This window comes from Streptosporangium sp. NPDC020145, from assembly GCF_040631275.1.
GTDB lineage: Bacteria > Actinomycetota > Actinomycetes > Streptosporangiales > Streptosporangiaceae > Streptosporangium.
This window is the reverse complement of the sequence record NZ_JBEXZT010000004.1, coordinates 85,741-111,284: the sequence shown is the minus strand read 5'-3', so window position 1 is coordinate 111,284 and position 25,544 is coordinate 85,741. Positions and strand designations below refer to the sequence as shown.

General features: G+C 67.1%; 18 protein-coding genes. 5 read left to right on the top strand and 13 right to left on the bottom strand.

The window, feature by feature from the left end; translation table 11 throughout:
* The gene (locus ABZ463_RS08675; RefSeq protein WP_362774486.1) at window positions 1-1,122 is read right to left on the bottom strand and encodes an FAD-dependent monooxygenase; all 1,122 of its coding nucleotides are present in this window, start codon (window positions 1,120-1,122) and stop codon (window positions 1-3) included.
* Between the two features lie 62 nt (window positions 1,123-1,184).
* On the opposite strand from ABZ463_RS08675, the gene ABZ463_RS08670 reads away from it, so the two are divergent.
* The 4 genes from ABZ463_RS08670 (at window position 1,185) to ABZ463_RS08655 (ending at window position 9,306) form a co-directional block, all read left to right on the top strand.
* On the top strand, window positions 1,185-1,637 hold the full coding sequence (locus ABZ463_RS08670) for a MarR family transcriptional regulator (RefSeq protein WP_362774483.1): 453 nt from the start codon (window positions 1,185-1,187) through the stop codon (window positions 1,635-1,637).
* Between the two features lie 553 nt (window positions 1,638-2,190).
* A complete protein-coding gene (locus tag ABZ463_RS08665) occupies window positions 2,191-8,334 on the top strand; it encodes a DNRLRE domain-containing protein (protein WP_362774480.1) in 6,144 nt (2,047 codons plus the stop codon).
* A 123-nt stretch (window positions 8,335-8,457) separates the two neighbouring features.
* Complete coding sequence (locus ABZ463_RS08660; RefSeq protein WP_362774477.1) at window positions 8,458-8,748, top strand: hypothetical protein; 291 nt, start codon at window positions 8,458-8,460, stop codon at window positions 8,746-8,748.
* Between the two features lie 168 nt (window positions 8,749-8,916).
* Entirely contained in the window at window positions 8,917-9,306 is a 390-nt protein-coding gene (locus ABZ463_RS08655; RefSeq protein WP_362774474.1) for a hypothetical protein, read from the top strand.
* Here the strand turns inward: ABZ463_RS08655 and ABZ463_RS08650 are convergent.
* From ABZ463_RS08650 to ABZ463_RS08630, 5 genes are all read right to left on the bottom strand, one after another.
* Window positions 9,298-9,621 carry a MerR family DNA-binding transcriptional regulator gene (locus ABZ463_RS08650; RefSeq protein WP_362774471.1) on the bottom strand — a complete coding sequence of 108 codons (324 nt, stop codon included), beginning with the start codon at window positions 9,619-9,621 and terminating at the stop codon, window positions 9,298-9,300. The two genes, ABZ463_RS08655 and ABZ463_RS08650, sit on opposite strands and share 9 nt — an antisense overlap.
* Window positions 9,622-10,202: 581 nt before the next feature.
* Entirely contained in the window at window positions 10,203-10,919 is a 717-nt protein-coding gene (locus ABZ463_RS08645) for a GntR family transcriptional regulator (protein WP_362774468.1), read from the bottom strand.
* Window positions 10,920-10,956: 37 nt separating this feature from the next.
* Window positions 10,957-11,499: a GntR family transcriptional regulator gene (locus ABZ463_RS08640; protein WP_362774465.1), complete on the bottom strand. Its 543-nt coding sequence runs from the start codon at window positions 11,497-11,499 to the stop codon at window positions 10,957-10,959.
* Between the two features lie 92 nt (window positions 11,500-11,591).
* Window positions 11,592-12,383 (bottom strand): GntR family transcriptional regulator, encoded by a 792-nt coding sequence (locus ABZ463_RS08635; RefSeq protein WP_362774462.1) that lies wholly within the window; start codon window positions 12,381-12,383, stop codon window positions 11,592-11,594.
* Window positions 12,384-12,578: 195 nt separating this feature from the next.
* A complete protein-coding gene (locus tag ABZ463_RS08630; RefSeq protein ID WP_362774459.1) occupies window positions 12,579-13,316 on the bottom strand; it encodes a GntR family transcriptional regulator in 738 nt (245 codons plus the stop codon).
* A gap of 162 nt (window positions 13,317-13,478) precedes the next feature.
* On the opposite strand from ABZ463_RS08630, the gene ABZ463_RS08625 reads away from it, so the two are divergent.
* Window positions 13,479-13,703 (top strand): hypothetical protein, encoded by a 225-nt coding sequence (locus tag ABZ463_RS08625; RefSeq protein WP_362774456.1) that lies wholly within the window; start codon window positions 13,479-13,481, stop codon window positions 13,701-13,703.
* Window positions 13,704-14,065: 362 nt separating this feature from the next.
* Here the strand turns inward: ABZ463_RS08625 and ABZ463_RS08620 are convergent, their stop codons facing one another.
* From ABZ463_RS08620 to ABZ463_RS08590, 7 genes are read right to left on the bottom strand one after another with little or no spacing between them, the layout of a single operon-like run.
* Window positions 14,066-19,489 carry an amino acid adenylation domain-containing protein gene (locus ABZ463_RS08620; RefSeq protein ID WP_362774453.1) on the bottom strand — a complete coding sequence of 1,808 codons (5,424 nt, stop codon included), beginning with the start codon at window positions 19,487-19,489 and terminating at the stop codon, window positions 14,066-14,068.
* On the bottom strand, window positions 19,486-20,685 hold the full coding sequence (locus ABZ463_RS08615) for a 2-oxo acid dehydrogenase subunit E2 (RefSeq protein WP_362774450.1): 1,200 nt from the start codon (window positions 20,683-20,685) through the stop codon (window positions 19,486-19,488). The genes ABZ463_RS08620 and ABZ463_RS08615 overlap by 4 nt, the downstream gene beginning before the upstream one ends.
* Window positions 20,678-21,652 carry a transketolase C-terminal domain-containing protein gene (locus ABZ463_RS08610; protein WP_352008513.1) on the bottom strand — a complete coding sequence of 325 codons (975 nt, stop codon included), beginning with the start codon at window positions 21,650-21,652 and terminating at the stop codon, window positions 20,678-20,680. Before ABZ463_RS08610 ends, ABZ463_RS08615 begins: the two co-directional genes overlap by 8 nt.
* The gene (locus ABZ463_RS08605) at window positions 21,649-22,584 is read right to left on the bottom strand and encodes a thiamine pyrophosphate-dependent dehydrogenase E1 component subunit alpha (RefSeq protein WP_352008512.1); all 936 of its coding nucleotides are present in this window, start codon (window positions 22,582-22,584) and stop codon (window positions 21,649-21,651) included. Before ABZ463_RS08605 ends, ABZ463_RS08610 begins: the two co-directional genes overlap by 4 nt.
* Window positions 22,577-22,807, bottom strand: coding sequence for a phosphopantetheine-binding protein (locus tag ABZ463_RS08600; RefSeq protein WP_352008511.1), 231 nt, complete (start codon window positions 22,805-22,807; stop codon window positions 22,577-22,579). The genes ABZ463_RS08605 and ABZ463_RS08600 overlap by 8 nt, the downstream gene beginning before the upstream one ends.
* Entirely contained in the window at window positions 22,786-24,027 is a 1,242-nt protein-coding gene (locus tag ABZ463_RS08595) for a condensation domain-containing protein (RefSeq protein ID WP_362774445.1), read from the bottom strand. The genes ABZ463_RS08600 and ABZ463_RS08595 overlap by 22 nt, the downstream gene beginning before the upstream one ends.
* Window positions 24,024-25,472: an AMP-binding protein gene (locus ABZ463_RS08590; RefSeq protein ID WP_362774442.1), complete on the bottom strand. Its 1,449-nt coding sequence runs from the start codon at window positions 25,470-25,472 to the stop codon at window positions 24,024-24,026. Before ABZ463_RS08590 ends, ABZ463_RS08595 begins: the two co-directional genes overlap by 4 nt.
* Between the last annotated feature and the right edge of the window lie 72 nt (window positions 25,473-25,544).

Sequence of the window (25,544 nt, the reverse complement as noted above, 5' to 3'; positions counted from 1 at the left end):
TCATCCCGCCAGGGCCGTCAGGCGGTTGCTGAAGCGGGTGAGCATGGTGGTCTGGGAGGTCTCGGGGAACAGGCGGCCGACCGTCGGCGGGATGCGCCAGTTCGCGGGACTGCGCCTGGCCAGCCGGGAGACCAGCGAGACCTTCGGGTAGCGGGCCCGCTCGTAGGCGCGCAGCCGTACCGGAAGGTCTCCACCCTTGGCGAGTTCACGGCCGAGCACCCACACGTCCTCAAGGGTCTGGTTGGCGCCCTGCCCCAGGGTCGGCGGCATGGTGTGGGCGGCGTCGCCGATCAGGGTGACGCGGCCCTGCCCCCAGACGGTCCGGACCCTGTTCCAGTGGTGGCCGAAGAACCCGAGGTCCTCCTCCCGCGCGGCGGCCAGCACCTCGGGGACGGGTGAGGCCCAGTGCCCGAAGCGACGCCTCAGCTCGGCCAGCGGTTCCGCGGGCCGTGGGTCGGAGGGCGACCAGCGCACGTCGAACCACCACTGCAGCAGTCCGTCGCCCCCGGGTATCAGCCCGCACGCCCCCTCCTTCCCGGTGATCATCAGGTGGAGGTTGGTGTGGGTGAGGTCGATGTCGATCGGGCTGAGCGCCTGCCAGGTGCCGAAGGTCGCCGTACGGACGACCTCCTCGCCCCAGAGCTGCCGCCGTACCGCCGAGTGATGGCCGTCGGCCCCGATGAGCAGGTCTCCGGTGGCGGTCGTGCCGTCGTCGAAGGTCACGGTGACCTTCTCGTCGTCCTGCGTCACGCTCCGAAAGCCCGTCCCGTAGCGGACGAGTCCCTCGGGCAGCCCTTCGGCGAGACGGTCCAGCAGGATGTTCCGGGAGACCGACTTGTTCTCGAACCCGAACCGGGCGGCGGTGTGAACCAGGTCCATGGTGGTGCGCAACCGGCCGCCGGAGGTGAGCGCGTCGATCCTGTCGATGCGCCCTCCGACACCGTCCAGGCTGACACCGAGATCGTTCAGTACGGCGACGCCGTTGCTGAACATGGTCAATCCCGCCCCGCCCGTCCGCCTGGCGGCGGCCCGCTCGAAAACCCGCACCCGATGACCGGCGGCCAGCAGGTGACGCGCCACGGCCAGACCGCCCACGCCGGCACCAACGACAAGGATGTCCATATTTCCTCCAAATCGGAGTATCTCCGATATGAAGATATACCAAGCTGGAGTAGGTTGGCTGAGTGGCCCACAAACATCCGGAAGAGGACATCTACCGCGAGTTCCTGATCGCGGTCGTGCAGCACAACGAGGCGGTGGCCAACCGGCTCGGCCTGCAACCGGCCGACGTCGCCGCCGTCATCCTGCTGGAGATGCGCGGCCCCCTCGCCGTCGGAGCCATCGCCGAGGAGCTCGGCCTGCCGTCTGCCTCGACGACCCGGCTGATCGACCGCCTGGAGAAGGCGGGTTACGTACGGCGGGTGCGCGGCGAACGCGACCGCCGTACGGTCACCGTGGAACTGCTCGAAGACGGACTGGGTGACTACGAGGCCACCCGCGACTCCGCGAGACGCCACCTGGACGCGATCGGCGCGCACTACACCCCGGAACAGATCCCCCTGCTCCTGGGCCTGCTCACCCACATAGGCCACGCCTACCGAACCGCCACCCGAGAACTCCGCCAGTCCTCGTCCTGAAAGCGCGGCCCAGGAGGATCGGCCCCCGCCGCACGGCCACCCTCGAACCCGCCACCTGAACCACACCCATCATCGGAAGCCCCCGCAGTGAATGGCGGAGGATCGCTGCCGCCCACCCAGCGACCGTCCGATTTTCGGATCAGCTCCAAGTGAGGCGGTTCCCGGGAGTAGGCACGAGGTCTTCACTGGGGCGAGAGCGATCTAGGCATTGAGCTGAGCCAACGCGATGGGACGCCCACGGGACCCACATGACGTGCACATGCACGGATCCCCTCCAATGATCATGCACATCCGAAGTGATCACTTTGATCCCTTATCGATACTTACATGATCGTTGATCTTCGACGTACGGTCTGACGGCTTTGTCCTTTTCCGTCTGAATGGAGGGTGAGTGGGCTCCCCCTTGATGGTCCGCTCCGCCGCGTCGTTACGCCGACGTCCGTCACTCGAACGATTCCTGGCCGCAGGTCTCACCGTCGTCCTGGTGATGACACCGACGCAGCCGGCTCAAGCAGCCCCTACTCCGCAGCCCAAAACACCTCAGGTGAAAACCGTGGCCGAACGCCCAGACCGGGTGTCGGCCGCGCTGACCGCCCGGTTGCAGGGCAGCCGGGTCCTCGTCACCGACGAGACAACAGAGTCGAACCTCACCTACGCCAACCCCGACTCCACCTTCACCACCGAGACAGTCAGCGGTATCGCCCGCGTTAGGCAGGGCGAACGGTGGGTCGCGGTGGACACTACGCTGATCGAGGACAACGGTGCCCTCCGACCCAGAGCGGCCAAGGCCGACGTCGAGTTCTCCGCCGGAGGCCAGGACCGGCCGTTGGCACGGATGTCGCAGGGCGACAAACGGTCGTTCGCGTTGACATGGTCCGCCCCGTTGCCGAAGCCCGTGGTCAAGGGCAACGTCGCCACCTACATCAACGCTGCCGGTGTCGGCGCAGACCTCGTCGTCACAGCTCTGCCCACCGGCTTCCGTCATGACGTGGTACTACGGGAACGTCCCAACGGGCCGGTGGAGTTCAAGCTTCCGGTGCTGACCGAGGGACTGCGGTTCGGCATGACCAAAAAGGGCGGCCTGAAACTGACGACTCCCAAGGGCAAAGTCGTCGCCTCCGCCCCCGAACCCTTCATGTACGACTCCTCTACCGACAAGGCGGCTCAACCGAGAAACGCGGCAGCGACGAAAGCCGCTATCGACACGAAGGTTGTCAAGGACGAAAACGGTCAACAGACGCTGGTGCTCAAACCCGATCCGAAGTTCCTGGCCGACCCGGCTACGAAGTACCCGGTGACGGTGGACCCCACAACGACCCTCACTTCACCGAACGGCTACACCGTCAACTCCCCCTGCACGACCAGCGGGGGCGGCGGCATGTCCGTGGAGCTGACGCCTGGCATCAGCGACATCACGCCGTGCACGTCAGGAGGCACCAACGTCAACCGCGCCCTGATTCACTTCGACACCTCCAGCCTGTCCGGCCAGCAGGTGGTGGACGCGCGTCTGGATCTAATCGGCGACCTGGTCAGATGCCCGGTCGGCCAGAGCCTTCGGGTCCGGCGTATCACCAGCAGCTGGAATCCGGACCCGTGGAACGGCCCCAGTGTCATGTGGGCTGACCAGCCTTCCTCCACCAACGCTGGTGAGGTCCTCTCAGCACCGCCGACGGTCTGCGGACCAACCTCCTACGCGCAGAGGACCCCTTGGTCGATCCCCGTTACGGCGATCGCTCAGGCGTGGGCCGGCGGCGCCGCGGGCTACGGGCTCGTCCTGGCACCGAGCGACGAACCGAGCCGCACTAACACCTTCGGCTGGTACTTCGACGACTACTACACCGCCAATCCTCCCAAGCTGGTGATCACCTACGGTGCCACCCCGTGGACCGGCAGGCTACGCGCGATACCTATGACCGCGGCCAACAACAAGTTCTACGTCACCACTCTCACCCCCGCGCTGGCCGCCGAGGTCAACGACGTCGACGGTGGCGTGCTGAAAGCCGAGTTCCAGGTCGAGCACGACCCATCAGTTCCCGCTCAGGGGAGCGGCCTCATCTGGTCGGGCGAGGTCGACAACGTGACCGCCAACGCCGAGGCGAAGATCACGATTCCGGCGGGCAAGCTGGCCGACGGCTGGACGGTCCGCTGGCGCGCCCGCGTCTCCGACGCCTCCTCCTCGTCGGCCTGGTCGCAATGGCAGCCACTGAACGTTGACGTGACCGCGCCCACCATCTCCTACTTCGACTGCAACTACCCCGCAGGCCAGTGGAACGCTCGAATGCAGGACGCCAAGTGCTGGCTGGGAACGGACGCGGTCACCGTCGACGAATTCAACGCGGACGACATCAACACTGAACTGTGGTGGGGACTGGACGACCCGTCCGCTCCGAACCGGATCGCCACCGGCTGGGGCTGGTCCCAGGGCAAGCTGGTCAACGACTTCCCCATCACTCCGGTAGACGGCTGGCACACCGTCTACATCAAGGTCCGTGACAAGGCCCACAACCTCTCCCAGGTCACCACGCACAGTTTCGGAGTCGGCAACGGAGGAATAGCCACCCCGGCGGACAACAGCCGCACCGGACAAGCGGTCACTCTCTCAGCCGCGGCCGCTCCGGACTACGACAAGGTCCGCTACGAGTACCGCACCCGTTTCCTATTCGTCGACTACACCGTTATCCCCACAGCCGATGTGAGCACGCCGGGCTCGTCGACCCCGATCTCTTCGTGGCCGCAGAGCCGTACCGACACCTCCAAGAACTTCGCCGACCTGACCTGGAACCTGGCCAAGACCCTGCACGACGCGGGCGGCACTGACCGCTTGGTTGAGGTTCGGGCCTGCTTCAACAAGAACTCCGCTCCCGGCTACGACTGCGCCCCGCCGATCCGGGTGGCCCTGGACCACTCGGCCTTCGGCGGCTCCTACGCCACCGCGCAGATCGGCCCCGGAAACGTGGCGCTACAGACCGGCGATTTCTCTCTCACCACCTCAGACGCAAGTCTGTTCGGTATCAAAATCGATCGCACTCTGACCACCCTGGACCCGACCGCCAACCGCGACGACGAACAACTCGCCGAGAACAAGGTCTTCGGTCCCGGCTGGCGAGCAGGCTTCCCCTCGGTTCCATCCGGAATCACGGACTTCTCCCCAACCACCGGAACTGACTCGCTGCAGCTCGTCGGCCCCAGCGGTGAAACACTGACCTACGTCCGCAACGGTCAAACCTTCACCGGGGTGAACGACGCCTCCGACGGTTCACAGATCACCGTGGGCGCTGAGGAGTTGACCGCCACCGACTCCGCCGGCTCGAAGACCACCTACACCAAGCTAAACGGTAAATGGGTCGTCGCCCGTGCCGAAACGTCTGCGGCGGAATCCGCAGTCACCTACTACCGGGACACCCAGGGCCGGGTGACCCGTGTCCTGGCGCCGGTTCCGACCGGGGTCACCTGTGGCACGACCCTGGTGGCCGGCTGTCGGGCGCTGGAACTTGGTTATGCCTCCTCGACCACCGCCACCGGTGTGGCCTCAGGCTGGGGTGACTACACCGGGCAGGTCAAGCAGGTCTCCTTCACCGCCTTCGACCCCGAGACGAACGCGATGAAGACCACCGCGCTGGCGACCTACCTCTACGACTCCACCGGTCACCTACGCCAGGTCTCCGACCCCCGCATCAACCTGGCCACCACCTACTACTACAACGCCGAAGGACGCCTCTCCCAGCTCACTCCTCCGGGCCTGGCACCCTGGCGACTGGAGTACGACACCACTGGTCGCTTGGCTCACGTTCAGCGGGAGGGCGGTGCTGTCGATCCGACCTGGGCGGTCGCCTATGACGTACCGATCGGTGGCACAGGCGCTCCCATCGATCTATCTCTCACGCAGACCGCCAAGTGGGGCCAGCACACCGATCTGCCCACCACGGGAACTGCGATCTTCCCTGCTTCTCATCTACCGCCTCGAGCGGGCAGCGGTGCTTATGCGCCGGTGGCGGGCGATTGGGAGTACGGTCAGCTGACTTACACCGACGTCAATGGCCGCCCAGTCAACATCGTCTCCTACGGCGCCGGGGCTTGGCAGGTCACCTCAGCTCGGTACGACGACAAGGGCAACGTCGTCTGGCAGTTGTCAGCGGGCAATCGCGCCCAAGCGTTGGCTCCTACCGCTGACACCGACCCGTATACGACGGGCCGCACCGACTCCGCCGAGCGGGCCAACCTACTTGCCACCGTCAGCACCTACAACGCTGACAGAGATGTTCTGTCGGTCCAAGGGCCGACCCATCCGATGATGTTGGCCAATGGTGCTCTGGTGTCGGCACGGCAACGCACGACGATGACCTATGACGAGGGAAAACCGCTCAGCGGCCGGGATTATCACCTGGCCACCACGGTGAAGGTCGAACCTGTCGTACTGGACGGTTCTGCGACGCCGGGTGCCGCCGACACCCGCGTGACCAAGACCGGTTACGACCCGATCGCCTCCGGTGATACATCTGGTTGGGAACTTCGCCGCGCCACCAGCCAGACGACCGTCATGCCGGGCCAAAGTGATCTGGTGAAGAAAACTCGGTACGACGCCTCGGGCCGGGAGATTGAACGGCGTATGCCCGCCTCCGCGGGTAACGACGCCGGAACAACGGTGACCTCCTACTACACCGCCGGGACGCACCCCAGTGTCAGCGCTTGCGGCAACAAACCCCAGTGGGCGGCCCTGACATGCCAAACGGCTCCAGCAGGGCAGCCTTCAGGAAGACCCTTGCCGATTACCACGACCACGTACAGCTACTACGGCACGCAAGCAGAGGTAACCGAAAGAGCGGATACGACCGTACGTACTTCCACTACCACTTATGACGGAGCGGTTCGACCGACAAAGGTCACGCTCACTGTGACCCCGCCCAGCGAAGGAGGCGTCGGGGTACCGGAGAAGAACTTCAGCTATGACCCGGTGACCGGCCTGCGTACCCAGGTCACGGCCGGTGGAGTGAGCGTCGGCGACGGCTATGACTCGTTCGGACGGATTGTGTCGACGACCGACGCCGACGGAAATACGACAACCATCACCTACACCCTGAACAGCCAGATAGCGACTCTCAACGACGGCAAGGGAATCAGCACCTTCACCTACGGCGGGCTCGATGCGGCAGGACGTGTTGAGCGACGGGATCTGCCAACCCAGGTGGATACCGGTTCTGTGGGCGTGTTCAAGGGAGCTTACGACGCCGAGGGACAGACAATTCTTGAGTCCTACCCGAACGGCCTCGCCACTTCACGACGTTATGACAGCACCGGCAAGCAGACCGGATTGACCTATGGCAAGGGAGGAACCAACTGGCTTGCGTTCTCCCAAACCTTTGACAGTCTTGGCCGTGTCGCCTCGAGCGGCAACGCGTCGAGCAGCTTCCAGAAATACTCCTACGACGGAGCTGGGCGCCTGTCCAAGGTGCTTGACACCTATCAGGGAAACTGCACCACGAGGCTGTACGGATTCGACGCGAACAGCAACCGCACCAGCCTGGTGACCCATGGTGCGGGCACCGGGGGCGCTTGCTCGGATTCCACCCCCTCGACCACCAGGAGCTCCGTCTTCGACGCCGCAGACCGAATCGTCGATGCGGGGTACGTATATGACGCCTTCGGACGGACGACCAAGATTCCTGCGGATCAGGTTAGAGGGAGCGGGGAACTACAGGCGACGTACCATGCGAACGACATGGTCGCCTCACTCGATCAGGGAGGGCAGCAGAAGAGTTTCACTCTCGACCCGCTCGACAGGATCCGCTCGACGACCACAATCGGCGGCAGCCAGGCGGGTACCACCACCAATCACTACTCCAGTAGAGAAGACAGTCCGTCCTGGATCTCAGAGGCAGATGGCACGTGGACGCGCAACGTCATCTCGTTCTCGGGCCTTGCGGTGGTCCAGAAGAGCAACGGCACCAGCACAATCCAGCTGGTGAACCTTCACGGTGACATCGTGGCCACCGCCGAGAACAGTACAGCAGTGGCTGGAATTTCCACATACGATGAGCAAACCGAGTATGGTGCGTCTCGTTCTGAGAATATCAATCCTCCTTCCAGGTATGCATGGCATGGCGCCGAGCAGCGTTCACAGGACACCCTGGCGGAAACCATTATGATGGGAGCCAGGCTTTACAACCCGAGTTCTGGAAGATTCCTTCAGGCCGATCCTGTTATCGGAGGAGGGGAGAACAATTATTCTTACCCGACAGATCCAGTAAACGGCCAGGACCTAGATGGTAAATGCTGGGCATATGAATTAGGGTGGTCCGGGTACGAATGGTGCTATATGACATACTCCGACCACCCATATCACTTGCTGGCTGGCGCCGTCGCGAAGCTGACCATAGTAGCGATTGGACTATACTACAGCGGCAAGAGCGTTAAATCCCTGATCGGATCTTTAAAAGATGTACTAAGGAATCCCGGAGCGGCGATAGCGCAGGCCGCAAAGATTCGGGACGGGTGTCTTAAGGATGTTAAATCCTTCGGGGCATGTGGAGGATCGCTCTCAGATTTTCTGGGAGTTCGAAATGATTTTGACAGCTATATAAAATATGCGAATTACTGGTGGGAGTACAGAGACTCTCTAACCGAAACAGAACGCTGCAGCGTAATAGCGAAGTACGCCGGAACAGCGGGCCCCTTGTACGGAAAACACTGTAAGCACTAGATTGATCTTCGTGGAGATGCCGCCAGAGCATTGATTCCGGCGGCATCTCCATCGGAAGCTCGTCAATCCCGGCCGAGATGTCGGAATATTAATTCCGACGCATTGTCGAAACAGCCTCCGAATTTGCCGATTCGATCGGCCGCCGAAAGGGGTGCGAGCGTACCGGTGGATATCCGCCACCGTTCGGCCACGAAGACCATTATGTCCGTTTTGGCGTCAAATGTAGCAAGCGCTCCCGTGCGACGCCATCCGCACGAGAAAAATCTTCGCATTGTCATTATCGATGGCTGGGTTCCGACCTCCTTTGAGACAGCTCTATTGATCATCGGCCGTGGCTGCGACCTCGGCGTGATGCACATCACCTGGTGGTTTAACGCTAATCGCTATGACCATGTCCGCATCTCGAAATTCTGATCGGGCCACCCCAGGCGTGTGCCCGGTCTGTTTCCGATCGTTTCTTCGACGCTCGGGGTTGCGTGAATTGGATTAGGCTTGTTCCGACGAAAGCATCTGGGACGGTTGGACGGTTTTCTTCGCGGAGGCATCGTGGTTCGTGGGGGTTCTGCTCGCGGTGTTTCGGACATGTCCGGGCGGGGAGGGCTGGCAGCTCTCTGGTTTTTCTCGTTCGGTGTGGCGAAGTTCCGTCACGGGTCTCCCGTGCTGGTGGTGGCCCTGCTCGTCTGCGTGGCGGTCAGCGTTTCCTACTGCCTGTTCTGGCTGTACAGGAGGTGGCGCTTCGGTGGGCTCTCCGACCGCGAGGAGGGGGAAACCGAGGAGAAAGCCGTCGGAGCCAAGGAGTCTTTCTGGAACTCATGGCAGTTCGAAGTCCTGCTTCTGGCCTACCTGCTGGTCACGTTGAACGGGTACCGCGACGACATCTGGGTCTTTCTGCTCTACGCCCCGCTTCCCTTACTGCTCGCGTCCATCCTTCTAAGAAAGGCGTTCACAGCTTTGCGGCGCGGGTCAGGGTGAGGATGTCCTGAAGTTCTCCGTGGCGGTCAGGAGGTTGGTGAGGAAGGTCCCGGACCGCTGGAGGGTGGTTATCTGGGTGTCGAAGTCCTGCAGGTGGGTCTGGAGGTAGTTCTGGGCGCAGGGGTGGATGTCGGGGCTCGGGCCCTCGATGCAGGGCAGGATGGTGCGGATGTGGCCGACGACCGTGGGGACCTCGGCGGTGTAGTGGCGGTGGCCGCTCGCGCTGCGGTGTGAGGTGAGCAGACTCTGCTCCTCGTAGTACCGCAGCAGCCGTACGCTCACCCCGGTCTCCCGGGCCAGTTCACCGATCTTCATCCCACGATGGAAGGAATCGAGTTTCGTCCATGGGGAGTAGAGCCGAGACGCAAAGAGTGGTTTCAACGAGGCATCGCGCAAGATATCGCGCATCGGGTGATCTCGCGCCGCTCGGTCGTGGAGAGGCTCTACGCCTGACCGGCTCGGTGCCGACGACCGTCACGCGACCACGAGTAGCTGATCATGACCTCCGAGAACACCCCTACACGGCCACTTGCATGCTGCTCCTGCACCGTCTCAGAGCACATCAATCATGACCTTTCAGACACTCTCCAATAATCAACCCATTCTGCGAAAATCCTGGTGAATGTCGTCTCAAGCCTCCCAGCGGATGCATCGCTGACAGAAGTGGCCCAGCACGACAAGATGACGCTGTGCGGTCACGGGGGAACTACTCGAAGAGGGCCTGGGCGACTACGAGGCCACCCGCGACTCCGCGAGACGCCACCTGGACGCCATCGGCGCGCACTACACCCCGGAACAGATCCCCCTGCTCCTGGGCCTGCTCACCCGCATAGGCCACGCCTACCGAACCGCCACCCGAGAACTCCGCCAGGCCTCGTCCTGACCCGGAGTGGCAATTACTTTCGGTCGTCCATGGAGACCGACTGATGGTAGGACAGCTCGTAGAGGTGTCCCGGCTTGATGATCACGCTTACCTCCACCGGTCGTTCGTCGGCGGAGTACACCGTGCGGAACTGCCGGAGAACGGGAACCCCCTGCGGGATGTCGAGGGCCTCCGCCTCCTCGGTCGTCGGCGGACGAACCGACAGGCGGTCCACGAACTCACGCTCCGGGTAACCGAGGTCGTGCAGGACCTGCGGTGCGCCTCCCCGGATTTTGCCCCGCCCCGCCAAAGGAGTTCCCGCGGCCAGGCTGACCGGGTAGTAGGACCAGGACAGCTCCACCGGCTCGTCCTGGCGAAGTGTCAGCCGGCGCCGCAGCACGGCTCGTTCCTCACCGAGAGCGGCGGCGACATCGGCGGGTGCCGTGACCTCGGCGACATCGAGCAGTTTGTATTTGACCCCTCGTTCGGCCGGGTCGAAGTACGCGGCGGCGTTCACCGTGAACTGGTGACGATCACGCACGAACACCCCCTTGCCCGTCTCACTGACGAGGTACCCCTCCGCCTTGAGGATGCGCCAGGCGGTCTGCACGGCGGTCGTTGAGACGCCACGCTTGGCGGCCAGCGCCGGAATGGACGGAAGCTGTGCACCGGGTGGAATCTGCCCGGCCATGATCTGAGCACGAAGGTCGGCGGCGATCCGCTCGGACTGGTCTCGGGTATCGGGCTTCACAGCTTCCCTCCGTTGGGATCTCTACAGGAGATCGGCGTCAGTCCACCGGTACGTCGTAGACGAACCGATGGCGGCTCGCGTCGAACAGCCAGATCGTCACCTCGACCGGCCGGTCGTCGGCGTGGATCGTGCGGATGAGTTCGACCACGGGCGTACCCGGCGGGAGTTCCAGCGTCTCCGTCTCGGCCAGGGTGGGCATCCGAGCCACAAGCGCCTCCACCGCGTGGGTGAGCGGCGTTCCGAGGACTTCGGCGAGAGCGACGTGCACGCCCCCGGGGATTCTCTCCGGACGGACGATCCGGGTTCCCTCGACCAGGTGAGCCGGAATGTAGGAGTCAGCGGTCGCCGCCGGATGACCGTCCAGCACGACGAGGTGGCGCCGTACGACAAGCGGGGTGTCCACGGTGACCTGAAGCAACTCCGCGACATCCGGTGGAGGAGAGGTCATCGCGACCTCCCGGAGGACCAGCTCACGATGGACACCCTGGTCGGCGGCCTCAGCCTGAAGAGGACTGGTCCCTTCTGGACGCCGGGAACGGAGATACCGCCGGGAGCCGAAGCGGTCAAGCCTCCTGATCATGGAGCCTCCTCAACGGCTTCCCACCCTTGAACACCTCGTGCCCTTCTCATGAGAGCTTCCGGAGGACCGCACGACCAGCCCTCCGGGAGAAGTCACGCGCCGTCCGCTGGATTCACCGGATACCGGTACCTCAGGTCCCACTGGTGGGTGGGCATGACGTAGGTCGTCACCTTCACAGGACGATCGTCGGCCGTCCAGCCGATGTGCGTGATGTCGTAGACCCGCTGGTCGTCGGCCATCTCCAGCAGTCTTGACTCCTCCGGGGAAGGCGGCCGGACCGTGATGCGCTCCTCGATCTCCCGCTGGCCGTGCCCCAGTTCCTCCAGGCGGCTGGAGATACCGCCCACACCGGAGTCGCTCTCCGCGATCGGCGTGCCGTCGGCGATGACGCGCGGAATGTAACTCGTCGCGATCTGGACGGGCACCTCCCCGCTGCCCGCAGAAGGCACCACCTTCATGTGGCGCGTACGCACGATGACGCTTTCCGCCTCCGGGTCCACGTCGAGGATCTCCGCGACATGCTCCGGCGGCCGACCGGGACCGACCGTGTTGTCAGAGCGCAGGTCGTATCCCAGCTCCGCCAGTTCGGTGGCCAACGCTCCCCGCGAACCTCCACGCTCACGGTGCTCCCGGCTGTGCCTGACGGCGGCATGCCGGGGAAGCGGAGGAAGCTCACGGACAAAAGTGCCCTTCCCTCGATGAACGCGTAGCAGTCCTTCGGCGACGAGGACCTTCAATGCCCTGTTCACCGTCACCCGGTTGACTCCGAGCTGGGCGGCCAGGTCCTCCTCACGAGGGAGCTGATCACCCCGCGCGTAGGTCCCGTCCTGGACGCGAGCCCGGACAATGCTGGCGATCTCACGGTACTGACTGGCAGCGGACATGCGTCCGATCCTATCCAGCGTTGTGCTACGTACTTCATTTCGCTTGTCTCGCTCCGACACACAGGATATGAAGTACGTAGTACATAGATCGCTTGGTCCTGATCACCAACCCGCAAAGGCCCTTTATGAACGAGCGCAACAGCTCCGCAGGGTTCACCGCGCTTCCGATGTCAGGCACCCCGCGCCATCCACCTGCTAGTCCAGGTCGTGGTCGGCGGAGAGGTCTCGGCCTGGGGCGAGGAAGTCGACGGCGTATTCGGTCGTCTCTCCGTGCTGGTCCCAGTAGTGGTTGGTCATGGTCAGCACGGGCGTTCCCTCCTCCACTTCGAGCAGTTCGGCCGCGTCTGCGGGCACCGGCCTGATGGCGATGACGTCGCGCCCCCGTACGGCCCGGCGGCCGGTCCGCTCCTCGACCAGACCAAAGGTCATAGCCCGCTGCGGTTTGGTGGACAGCAGCTCGGGGATCGCCTCGGCCAGCTCGCCGGGAAGCCACGATGTCGACAGCGCCACGACGCCCGCGTCGTCCCGGTACATCCGGCGACGCCGGATCACGGGAGTCTCGGCCTCGACGCCCAGCGCGTCGGCGACCTCCTCAGGAGCGGGGACGAGATCGGCGCCCAGGATCTGGGCCTTCTCACCGGGGCGACAGCCACTGCCCGTGGCCCGCAGCATCTGAAGCCGGTCCGGTCCCGTGGTGAGCTTCTTGGGCAGCATGGCGATCGTCCCGATGCCGGGAACCGACGTGGCGTACCCCTCCGCCCTCAGCACGGCGGCGACCCGGGTGGCGGTCGCGGTGGACACGCCCTCGTCACGCATGATCGCCCTCACCGAGGGAATGCGGTCGCCCGGCGGGATCTCACCGCTCTCGATCCTGGCTCTGATCTGCGCGGCGATCCGCCTGTACGGGGCCAGCCCCTCAAATCCGTCACTCATCACAAACCTCCCGTGCTAGTGCACTCTGAATCACCCGTTGACTTCGACATCGCTCTAGAACACTATAGAGCTACCCTTCCTCAAAGGCCACTGCCTGCAGCGCAGTAGAGCCGTCCAAAGAAGTTCGGCGAGAGCGCAGCACCAACAGCGAGGAGTACCGGCATGGAGAACGTCAACGAGGAGCACGTGCCCCGCGTGTTCGCACTGGTTCAGGAAGGCTGGGAGGGCGAGAGGGCCGAGGTGGTGGCCTACGGGCTGACGTTGCCCTGTGGGCAGGCGGCGACCATCGGGGCCGACGGCCGGGGGCACGGGTTGTGGAACAGCGCGCAGAGCGCCGCCAGGCGGCTGCACTCCGACCTCGTCTGGTTCGGTGACGAGGACGGGTGAGACGGGCGCGGCGGGGTGGGGGTCCCGGCAAGGGGGTCCGGGGAGGGCCTCACCCCGCCGTGCCTGTCTTCGCCCCGGTGCGGACGGAGCAGGGACGAACGCGGGTACCCCACACCGCGTCGTCCTCGCCGTCCGCCGGGGCTTCTCCCCGCCGGGCGCTCGGCGGGGAGGACCCGTCGGCCGGTTCCCAGTGGGGAGGTACTTCCGCTGGGAACCGACCGGCGGGAGTCCGGTCAGCGACCCGGGTTCCCCGGCACGTGCTCAGAAGTCACGCACCGGAAGGTCGTGTACCGCAGCGGAACACGCCCGAACCCGGTCGAAAAACATCAGAAGAGCAGGAAAGGCATCAGAAGAACAGAAGGTCACACTCCGGTTGGCTGCTTCTTGGTGGTGATGGGGACGACCTCGGCGAGTTCCTCCTGGCGCCGCTGGACGGTCTGGAAACCGACCAGGTCGTCGGGGAGCGCGTCCGGCACCTCCTCGTCGAACCTGGCCAGTGTCTTGATCCGCAGTCCGGCCACCGCGATGGCGGCGATGGCGAAGGCGAACAGGACGTACATCAGGCCGACACCGCGTCCCGGGCCGGTGCCGATCACGGCGCCGAAGGTGTCGGCGAGCGCGCCGCCCGGCATCATCAGCGGGTCGAAGATCGCGCTGCCGTACGGCGCGACCAGGCCGAAGCCGATGGGCAGCGTGGACCACGCGATGAGGGTGTTCAGCGCGATGACCCGGCCGTGGAAGCGCTGCGGCACCTTGACCTGGATGATCGTGGCGTAGACGCCGTTGAGCATGGTCAGCCAGAACGACATCCCGAAGACACCGATGGAGACGATGACGAGGTCGCGCTGGAAGCCGACGACCAGGCAGAAGACCGACAGGATGAGGGTGGAGAGCATCACGCCGCGCAGCCGCTGCCGCCTGGGGCCGCCCCAGATCGTCATGGCCAGACCCGCGATGAAGACACCCAGACCGCCGAAGAAGGAGACCCGGCCGACGTCCTCAAGGGTGGCGAAGCCCAGCACCAGCGGGGAGATGAGCAGGAACAGCGGGGACAGGAAGACGTTGAGGAAGGCGAAGAAGAACAGCATCGCGCGGAAGCCCTTGACGCCCCAGGAGAACTTCCAGCCCTCGACCATCTCGGCGACGAGGGTCTCCCTGCGCTTCCAGGCCATGGTCTTGGGGAAGCGGACGAACAGCAGGACCCCGATGGCGAAGACGTAGGAGGCGACGTCGAGGGCGAGGATGCCCTCCAGGCCGATCACCGCCATCAGGCCGACGGCGACCAGCGGGACGATCAGCTGGGCGGTACCGGTGATCATCTGAACGACGCCGTTGGCGTGACCGAGGAAGCGCTTGGGGACCAGCTGTGGGATCGCCGAGTTGTAGGCGAGGCGTTGGAAGGTGAGCGCCACCGACAGCACCACGAGCAGCGGATATATCTGCCAGACGTCCAGATTGCCGGTCCACAGCAGCACGCCCATGATCAGCTGGGTGCTGAAGGCCCCGATGTCACCGGCGAGCATGATCTTTCGCCGGTCGTAGCGGTCGACGAGGGTGCCCGCGAGCGGGGCGACCAGCATGCCGGGCACCAGCGCCAGCACCGAGAACAGGGCGAACCTGACGAGTGAGCCGGTGTGGATGTAGATCCACAGCGGGATGGCGAACTCGGTCAGGGACGATCCGACGATCGAGATGAGCTGGCCCGCCGCCACCGCGGCGAAGCGCCGCATGCTCGGCTTCGGCCCGGTCCTCGGCCCGCTCTCCGGTACGGCCTGGCCGTCCGAGGCGGGAGCCGGGGCGCCCTCCGAGCGGTTGGAGACACCTTCGAGCCACCAGGTGGAGCGTGCCGTACGGCGCAGCTCCTCGGTCTCGCCGGAGGCGATGGCCTTGTGGGTGCCGGTGAGGATGACCGACAGTTCCTCGGCGCGGTACTTGAGGAAGAAGTGGCCCGCCTCGTCGAGCACGACCGCCGCGGTCGAGTCGGTCAGCAGGTGCCACTCGCGGAAGCGTTCCTGGTAGAACTCGGTCGCCGGGTCGCGTTCGCCCGCCACGGAGATGATCGGCGCCTTGAGCGGCTCGACCCCCTCCTCGAACAGGCGGGTGAAGTAGCGTTCGGCCTCCCTGGTGCCCTTGCGCCGGTTGTCGATGACCAGCTTGAGCTCCTCGCGGCCGAGGTCGTCGACGTCGAGGCCCGCGGCCTGCAGGGCGTTGGCCCAGACCTGGTCGCTGCGGAGCTTGTCGGTCAGGTTCGCCATCCACGCCAGCGCCGACTGCGGCCTGGCGAAGGGGAAGACGCCGCCGAGGTAGATGGCGTCGACCTGGCGGCCGGCCGCCTCAAGGCGCCTGGCGATCTCCACGGTCAGCATGACGCCGAGACCGCAGTGGCCGTAGAGCGTCAGCGGGCCCTTGACCCCCTTGAGGATCTCCTCGACGCAGCCCTCGGCGACCTCGGCCACCGGGCGGGTCTCCTCGATCAGGCCCATCTCCTGGCCGGGTACCGCGACCGCGTGCAGCGCCCACTTCTTGGGCATCGCGTCGGCCAGCGGCTGGTAGATGGCCGCGCTGCCGCCGCCGTACGGCACGCAGACGAGGTTGGAGGTCGTGGCCCTGGCGGGGGTGAGGCGGTGCAGCAGCAGCCGGGGGCCGCTCTCGCCCGCCTCGACGACCTCGGCCAGTTCGCGCACGGTCCGGTACTTGAACAGGTCCAGGATGCTGACCTGGCGCCCGCCTGCGGGGAGAGCCTTCCGCAGGCGGGCCACCACCTGTGCGGCGAGCAGCGAATGTCCGCCCAGGTCGAAGAAGTCGTCCAGCACGCCGACCTGGACCAGGCCGAGCACCGCGGCCCACACCGAGGCGATCGCCTCTTCGATCGGTGTCGCCGGCGGGACGAAACCCGCCTCCTGGTCGGGGCGTTCCTCGTCGGGTTCGGGCAGCCTGGCCCGGTCGACCTTGCCGTGCGACTTCAGCGGCAGCTCGTCCAGCCAGACGAAGCGTGCCGGGATCATGTATTCGGGGAGCCGCTCGCCGAGTGAGGCGCGCAGTTCGCCGACGGTCGTCTTCTCTCCCACGAGGTAGGCGACGAGACGGTCCTCGCGCAGGTCCACCACGGCGTGGGCGACACCGGGCTGGTCGGTGAGGACGGACTCGATCTCCGACAGTTCGACGCGGTAGCCGCGGACCTTGACCTGCAGGTCACGGCGGCCGAGGAAGCACAGGTCCCCCGAGGGCAGCCAGCGGCCCAGGTCACCCGTCTTGTACATGCGGGCGCCGGGCTCGCCGTACGGGTCGGGCAGGAAACGGTCGGCGGTCAGGCCGGGCTGACCGAGGTAGCCGCGGGCGAGCCGGTCGCCGCCGAGGTAGATCTCACCGGTCATGCCGGGCGGGACGAGCCGCAGGTGCTCGTCGAGCACGTAGACCCTGGCGCCGGGCAGCGGCCTGCCGATGGGCAGGTTCAGCGCGCGTTCGGCCTCGTCGGTGACGGCGTGGGTGGAGATGCCGACCGTCGCCTCGGTCGGGCCGTAGTGGTTGACGACCCTGGTGTGCTCGGTCAGCTCGCGGGCCCAGCTCCACTTGGAGGCCTCGCCGCCGAGGACGAGCAGCTTGCGCGGCAGCAGCTCGGCGGGGTTCACGTCGGGGTCGGCGAGCAGCGACGCGAGGTGGGAGGGGGTCATCTTGATGTAGTCGGTACGGCCGAGCTGCTCGGCCAGGTCCTCGACCGGCGCCTGCGGGTCGACCAGGTGCAGTTCGCCACCGGTCATCAGCGACAGGTAGAAGATCGTCACACCGAAGTCGAACGACAGCGACTGCAGCAGGGTGTAGACGCCCGCGGGCTCGACGGCGAAGCGTTCCCTGACCCCGGCCAGGTAGTTCAGCACCTGCCGGTGCTGCACGCCGACGCCCTTGGGGCGCCCGGTGGTGCCGGAGGTGTAGATGACGTAGGCCAGGTTGCCCGGGATGACACCGGGGTCGTCGAACGCGGTCTCCTCAAGCGCCTCGGCGTCGAGCAGGACGAGCCGGGGACCGGAGACCAGGTCGGCCAGGTCCGTGGTGGTGATCACCACGGCGGCCCCGGAGTCCTCAAGCATGTAGGCGAGGCGGTCGCGGGGCTGCTTGGGGTCCAGGGGCACGTAGGCGCCGCCGGACTTCAGCACGCCGAGCAGGGCGGCGGCCACGTCCGCGGACTGGTCGAGCAGCACCCCGACCCTGCTGTCCGGGCCGATGCCGTGCCGGTTGCGCAGGAGCGCGGCGATCCGGCCGGAGCGCTCGTCGAGCTGGGCGTAGGTGTAGGTGTCGTCCTCGTGGGTCACCGCCGGGGCGTCGGGGGTGAGCCCGGCCTGCGCGGTGACGATCTCGTGGAGCAGGTCGTGACCGGTCGGCACGAGGTCGGTGCTCGACCCGAAGCCCAGGACGAGTTCCCGCTCCTGCTCCGACAGCAGCGACAACTCGCCGACCCGGGTGTCCGGGGAGTCGACGATGGAGCTCAGCAGGGTGATGAAGCGGGAACCGAGCAGTTCGACGGTCTCCGGGTCGAACAGCGCCGTGTTGTAGGTGAAGTTGCCGACCAGGCCGTCGGGGCTCTCGAAGAGGTAGAGGGCCAGGTCGTAGCGGGTGGTCCTGACGGGCATGGAGACGTAGGAGATACGCCCGTCCTCCTGGCCCGCCTTGTAGTTCTGCAGCGCGAAGGTGACCTGCACCAGGGGTGACCTGCTGACGTCGCGGACGACGTTGAGCTCGTTGACGAGCTGGTCGAACGGCAGTTCCTGGTGGGCGAAGGCGTCGAGCGCGGTCTCCTTGGTGCGGGCCAGGAAGTCGGTGAAGGCCGGGTCGTCGGCCAGGTCGGCGCGGAGCACCAGCGTGTTGACGAACATGCCGACGACGTCGTCCAGCTCGGGCAGGCCCCGCCCGGCGACCGGGGAGCCGACCGCGAAGTCCGTCTGTCCGGAGTAGCGCGCCAGCAGCACCTGGAAGGCCGCCATCAACGTCATGTACGGCGTCGCGCCGGAGGACTTGGCCAGTTCGGTCAGGCGCGCGGTGAGGTCGGCGTCGACGGCGAAGTCGAGGGAGGCGCCCTCGTAGCCCTGCTCGGCGGGGCGCGGCCGGTCGGTCGGCAGTTCGATGGCGGGCAGCCCGGCGAGCTTCTCGCGCCAGTGGTCGACCTCGCGGCGGTGGTCGCGTCCGCGCTGCCAGAGGGCGTAGTCGCCGTAGCCGACCTGGGCGGGCTTGAGGGTCTTGCCGTCGTGCAGGGCGAGCAGCTCACGGATGATGAGGTCCACGGACCAGCCGTCGACGACGGTGTGGTGGGCGGCCAGCAGCAGGACGTGGTCGTCGGGGGCGAGCCGTACCAGGAGGGTCCGCAGCAGCGGCCCGGTCTCCAGGTCGAACGGCGTCGCGACCTCGTCGTCGAGGAGTTCGACGGCGGCGTCCAGGTCGGCGGCCTCGGTGACGCGCAGTTCGGCGGGGCGGGGGCCGTCGACGACCAGTTCCGGCGTGCCGTCCTCGGTGGTGAGGAAGCGCATCCGCAGCGCCTCGTGGCGGACGACGATCTCGTCGAGGGCGCGGCGCAGCGCCTCCTCGTCGAGTTCGCCGCGCAGGCGCACCGCGACGGGAACGGTGTAGGTGGTGGTCCCCGGCCGGTACTGCTCAAGGAACCACAGGCGTTCCTGGGCATGGGACAGGGGTGGGGTGACTGAGGGGTCCCGGGCCGTGATGGTCCGGGACTCCTCCCGGCGCCGGAGCCGCTGGGCGAGCAGTGCCCTTTTGGCGTCCGACAGCGTTGTCTCGGTCATTGCAGCTCCGTCCGGAGGGCGGCCAGGAAGTGTGCGGCGTCCCGGCCGTTGATCAGTCGGTGGTCGTAGGCGAGGCCGATGTTGGCGACGGTCCTCGTCGTCACCGCGCCGTCCTCCCCGAGGACGAGTTCCGGTTGTGGCGAGGTGATCGCGAGCGCACAGACCGTCCCCGGGAAGACAAGGGGGACCGCGAGGACGACGTCGGCGTCGGTGTGGAGGGTGACGGCGATGTTGGCGCCGGTGAGGTCCCTCTCCTTGAAGTCGCCTTCGGCCGCCGCCAGGCGGTAGCGCATCAGCGTGTCGGCGATCTCCTTGAGCGTCCCGGTCTCGCGGACCACCGGGACGTAGAGCCCCTCCCCCATGTCGAAGGTGACGCCGACGCGCGGGGCGTCGGAGAGCCTGGCGCCGTCGCCTTCCACCGCGGCGAAGAACAGCGGGAACTCGGGGTGCAGGGCGGCCACGGCCCGCACGAACAGTTCGGTGAGCCCGACCGGCCTGCGGACCTGCCTGCTGAGGTCCTTGGTGCGCTCCAGGGCGGGGCCGACGTCGAACTTCACGACGGTGTAGGCGGCCGGGATCGTGCTGTGCGAGGTGGTGACGGCCCTGGCGACGGCCCGTTGCACCCGGGAGAGGGTGTGCCGCGCGGCCTCGTCGAGCTCCTCGGGTACGACCGGCGGGGCGGGCGGTTCCTGGGTGAGGCCGGCGAGGCGTTCCACGTCGGCGCGGCGGATGACGCCGAGGCCGAGGGAGGCGATCTGCTCCGGGGTGATGCCGAGTTCGGCGATGAGGGCGCGGGCGGGGTCGGTGATGACGGGGTCGCGCGGCGCCGGGGCGTCGGCGGGAGTGCTTACGGGGACACCGACGGGGACGGCCGCCGTGGCGATCGCGGGGGCCGCTGCCGCGACAGGCATCGCGACAGGCACCGGGGCGGCGTCGGGAACGACCTCGGCGGGCGGGGCCTGGGGTTCCTCGGTGATCCTGGCCAGCAGCGCGCCGGGGGTGACCCAGGTGTTGAGCGCGGCGCCGTGGTGCAGGTAGCCGGACTCCTCGGCCTCCAGCTCGTCGGCCGCCTTCGAGGTCTCCAGGACCACGACGGGCTCGCCGGCCCTGACCGGCTTGCCGTCCTCGACGAGCCACGCCACGACGAGGTACTCGCTGTCGTTGTTGTTGAGCTTGGGGACGCGGATGTCAGCCACGCAGGGCCTCTCGTACGGCGTGGTGGATCGTGGACTCCCCGGCCAGGACCTCGCTCTCCAGGTGGGCAGCGGTGGGGATGACGCTGTCCCGCGAGTGGACGAGGCGGACGGGGCCGCGCAGGCGGTCCCACACGCGCTCGTGCAGGAGGTGCGCGACCTCGCTGCCCCAGGTGCCGCCCGCCGTGCTCTCCTCGGCGACGAGGACGACGCCGCCCACGTACGGCAGCAGCGCCTCGACGTCCAGCGGGTAGAGCCGGGAGGGGACGAGCAGGCGGCAGGAGATCTCGTCCTGGAGCAGCAGGGTCCGCATCGCGGCCAGTGCCCGGTGCGCCATGCCGCCCGGCGCGATGATCACGCAGTCGGGTCTGCCGTCGGCCTCGGCGATGGCCAGTTCGCCGTCGCGGCGTACCGGGAACATCGGGTCGGTCTGGCCCATCTGCCGGGTGTAGAGAACCTTGTCCTCGAAGAACAGGCAGGGTTCGCCGCGTCCCAGCATCGAGGCGAGGGCCTCACGGTTGTCGTGGAAGGGCGACATCTCGTACAGCGACAGGCCGGGCATGCCGATGAAGTGCTTCTGCATGCTCTGGCTGTGCGTGGGGCCGTATCCCCTGCCGCCGCCGGTGGGGCAGCGCACGATCATCCGCAGTGGCAGGCGGCTGCCGTACATGGAGACCGACTTGCTGGCGAAGTTGCAGATCTGGTCGAAGGCGAGCGCGACGAAGTCACCGAACATGATCTCCGCGACGGCCGTGTTGCCGGTGAGGGCCAGGCCCGCGGCGACGCCGGTCAGGGCGCCCTCGCTGATCGGGGTGCCGATCACCCGTCCCGGGAAGCGCATCGAGAGACCCTTGGTGATCTTGAAGGCTCCGCCGTAGGGGTCGAGGACGTCCTCACCGATCACGTAGGCGGTGGGGTCGTCGTCGAGCAGCCCGTGCAGGGCCTCGTTGAGGTTCTCCCCGACTCTCACGACGTCCCCCGAGAAGACGACGCCTCCCAGCGGGAGGGCGGACGCGCGGCGATCTCCTCCGCGATGGCCTCGACCTGGGCCCTGACCGTTCCGTCGAGCCGGTGGAACTGGTCGGGGTGGTCGTTGGCGTAGCGGACGTACCAGTCGTTGTCCTTAGCCGCCTGTACGGCGTCGGCCGGGCGGATGTCGTCGCCCTTGCTGTGCGGGCCGAGCCGGTGGGTGGCGAACTCGACGATCAGGGGCCTGCCCGCCCGCACCGCGGCGACCGGCGCCTCAAGGGAGGCTCTGATCTCGTTGACGTCGGTGGAGACGACCAGGTGGTGGGTGATGCCGAAGGCCGCCGCCCTGCTCGCCACGCTCCCGGCCATCTGCGCCGTGGTCGGGGTGGACTGGGCGATGCCGTTGTTCTCCACGACGACCATCAGCGGCAGCCGCCAGAGGGCGGCGAGGTTCAGCGCCTCGTAGACGGCGCCCTCCCCCCAGGTGCCGTCGCCGATGTAGACGCAGGCGAGCGTGCCCGGTTCGGCGCGCTTGAGGTGCAGGGCGACGCCCGCGGCGACGGGCATGCTCTCGCCCTGGACGCCGGTGGACATGTAGCGGTCGCGGTGGATGTGCTGGCTGCCGCCGACTCCCCCGCAGACCGCGCCCTGCCTGCCCATGATCTCGGCGAGCAGGCCGTGCGGGTCGCGGAACCTGGCCAGGTAGTGGCCGTGGCCCCGGTGGTTGCTGAAGACGTGGTCGTGTTCGCCGAGCAGCGGGGTCAGCGAGACGGGGACGTACTCCTGCCCGAGGCAGGTGTGGGTCGTGCCGTTCAGGTCACCCTTGCCGTACAGCTCCAAGAGCTTCAGTTCGAAGTGCCTGACCAGGAGCAGCAGTTCCAGGTCGTCGTCGCCGAGGCGCGACAGCCTGAGCCGGTCGAGGGTCTCAGTCATCTCCGAGGGACTCCACGATCCCCGAGATGGTCGGGTTGTCGAAGAAGTCGTCAAGGGAGACCTCGACGTCGAGCCGCTTGCGCATCCGGGCGATGATCTGGGTGATGGTCAGCGAGTGGCCGCCCAGGTCGAAGATGTCGTCGTTTTCGTCGATCGGCGAGATGCCCAGGACTTCTTCCCAGATCTCGCGTACCTGGTCGGTCAGGGTGGTGACGGAACCCATCTCTTCTCCAGAGTGTCGTTCAGTAGCGTGTTGATCGGTTTTTCGGGGGCGGAGGTGGCGCGTTCCAGAAGAAGACGCAGGTCGTCGGCCACTTTTCGGGCGTCCGAAACCACCTCTGGGTCATAGCGAAGGCTGACCGTGAGCCCACCGGGGCCGTCGACGCACTGCAGGTGCAGCGCGCCTCTCACCGCGTGGTTGAAGACCGTCCACTCGACCGAGGCGTCGAGACCGGTGAAGACCGGGTCGGCGTCGCGGCGGGTGCGGTAGCTGACGGAGACGGGAACCAGCGCGGCGTGCGGCCGGATGCGGGGCATCGCGCGGACCAGCGGAACCTGACGGAACCGGTAGACCTCGCGCAGCCCCGCGCGTAGTGCGGTCGCGAAGGACCCGAAGTCCTCCTCGACGGAGGGTTCCGAGGAGACAGGCAGTTCGTTGACGAACAGGCCGATGTGGCCCGCCGCCTCCTTCGGCCGGGTGGACAGGTCGACGGCGGTGGTCACCCGGTCGTTGCCGTATCCCCTGAGCAGGACGTGCAGGGCGGCCAGCAACGTCTCGAAGCGGGTCAGCCCGGGGACCGCCGAGGGGGCGGCGGTGAAGCTCAGCTCCCGCCCCTCGCCGGCGCGCCGGGAGCGCAGCGTCCGCCCGAGCAGCACGGTCTCGCCCTGCTCCCGCCAGCGGGACTTCCAGAAGTCCCGCGCCTCGGGCAGCAGGGCGGCGACCCGCTCCCGCTCCAGGGCGCCGTGGTCGAGGGACTCCAGCGGAGTGAGCGGTTCCCCGTTGTACAGGGCGGCCAGGTCACCGGCCAGCACGTCCTTGGAGTGGCCGTCGAAGACCAGGTGGTGGGCGACGAAGACGAGCACGTGACGGCCCGGCCCCGTCTCCAGGAGGGTGAACCTGGCCAGCGGCCCCTTCTCCAGGTCGAAGCCGCGCAGGATCTCCTCCCGTACCGCGGCCTCCACACCCTCGGTCACCCGCAGGCGGCGCACCGGGACGTCGGCGCCGGGGACGAGCCGCAGTCCGCCCTCGGCCTCGGCGGCCACCTGGCCGAGCATGGGGTGGCGTTCGACGAGCGCGGTGCACGCCGCGAGCAGCGCGTCCGCGTCGAGGTCGCCGTCCAGGCCGATCAGCAACGGCATGTGGTAGGCGGTGCCCGCGCCGACGAGCTGCTCGGTCACCCACATCCCCTGCTGGGTGAACGTGACCTCGTGCCCGGCGTTCACGGCACCCGCTCCATGCTCGCGCGCAGGGCGCGCTTGTCGACCTTGCCGCCGTTGTTGCGCGGCAGGGCGTCGAGGGTGGTCACGTGCGCGGGCAGCTCGTGCGGGGCCAGCCTGTCCTTGAGGAAGACGCGCAGCTCCTCGGGGGCGAGCGGGACCTTGGTGGCCATCGCGACGGCGACGACGGTGCCGAGCACGGGGTGCGGCACGCCGAAGGCGGCGGCCTCGACCACGGCGGGGTGCTGGTAGACGGCCTCCTCGACGTGGATCGTGGAGACCTTGTAGGCGCCGGACTTCACGACGTCGCCCTCGCGGTCGACGAGATAGAGGTAGCCCTCGGCGTCGATGCGGCCCAGGTCGCCCATCCGTACCCAGCCGTCGCGGAAGGTGGAGCTGTCCGGGTCGCCGTAGTAGGAACGCGGGGCGGCCGGGGAGCGCATCCACACCTCGCCGGTCTCGCCCGGCGGCAGCGGGTGGCCGTCGGCGGTGGCGATCCTGACCCGGCCCCCGGCGATGGCGCGGCCGACGCTGCCCGGTCGCTCGGGGTCGAACATCATGACCGTCTGCGCGGGGGCGGCCTCGGTCGAGGTGTAGTAGTTGGTGATCGTCGCGTTGGGGAAGGCGGCGGTGAGCGCCTCGGCGACGGCGGAGGGCAGCGGCGCGGCGGCCGAGCCGAGCAGCAGCACGCTGGACAGGTCGTGGCGGTCGCCGATCCCGGCGTTGAGCAGTTCGATGGCCATCGCGGGCACCAGGAAGACGGTGCCCGCCCGGTAGGACTCGATCAGCGTCGCGAAGCGGCCCGGGGTGAAGCGCGGCAGCGTCACCACGGCGGGGTGGGCGTCGAGGGCGTTGATCAGCATGGCCTGGCCGGCGTTCGTGCCGATCGGGAAGGCGTGCACCAGGTGGCGCGAGTGCGCGAAGGGACGTCGCTTCGCGCCGCAGCCGTACGCCAGGTTGGCGTGGGTGGCCGAGACACCCTTGGGACGGCCCGTCGTGCCGGAGGTGTAGAGGATCTGTGCGAGGTCTCCGGGCGCGGGATCGGCGATCTCATAGGACGTTTCCACACGCAGCTCGTCCGGGGTCGCGCTCCAGCCGACTCCGGGCGCGTCGAGGCCTGCGGCGTGGACGGCGCCGCTCGCGCCGCAGTGCTCCAGCATGAAGCGCAGGTCGGCGGGGGCCAGGCGGTCGGAGAGCGGCACGGCGACCGCTCCGGCCGCGAGCACGCCGCAGAAGGCGGCCGCGTAGTCCGCCCAGTCCGCGTTCCCGAAGACGAGACCGACCCTGTCGCCCCTGCTCACACCCCGGGCTACCAGGCCGTTCGCGATCGCGGTCGCCCTCTGGTGCCACTGGAGATAGGTGAGCGGCGCCGAGCCGTGCACGATCAACGCGACCCCGTCCGGGTCGGCTGCGGCCCGGTCTCTGAGCAACTGGGGAACGGTCAGGTTCACCAAGTGAACCTCCCACAAAAGATCGGATGTATGAACCCGGCGCATAAAGAGCGCCCGAGGTCTCTACAGGAA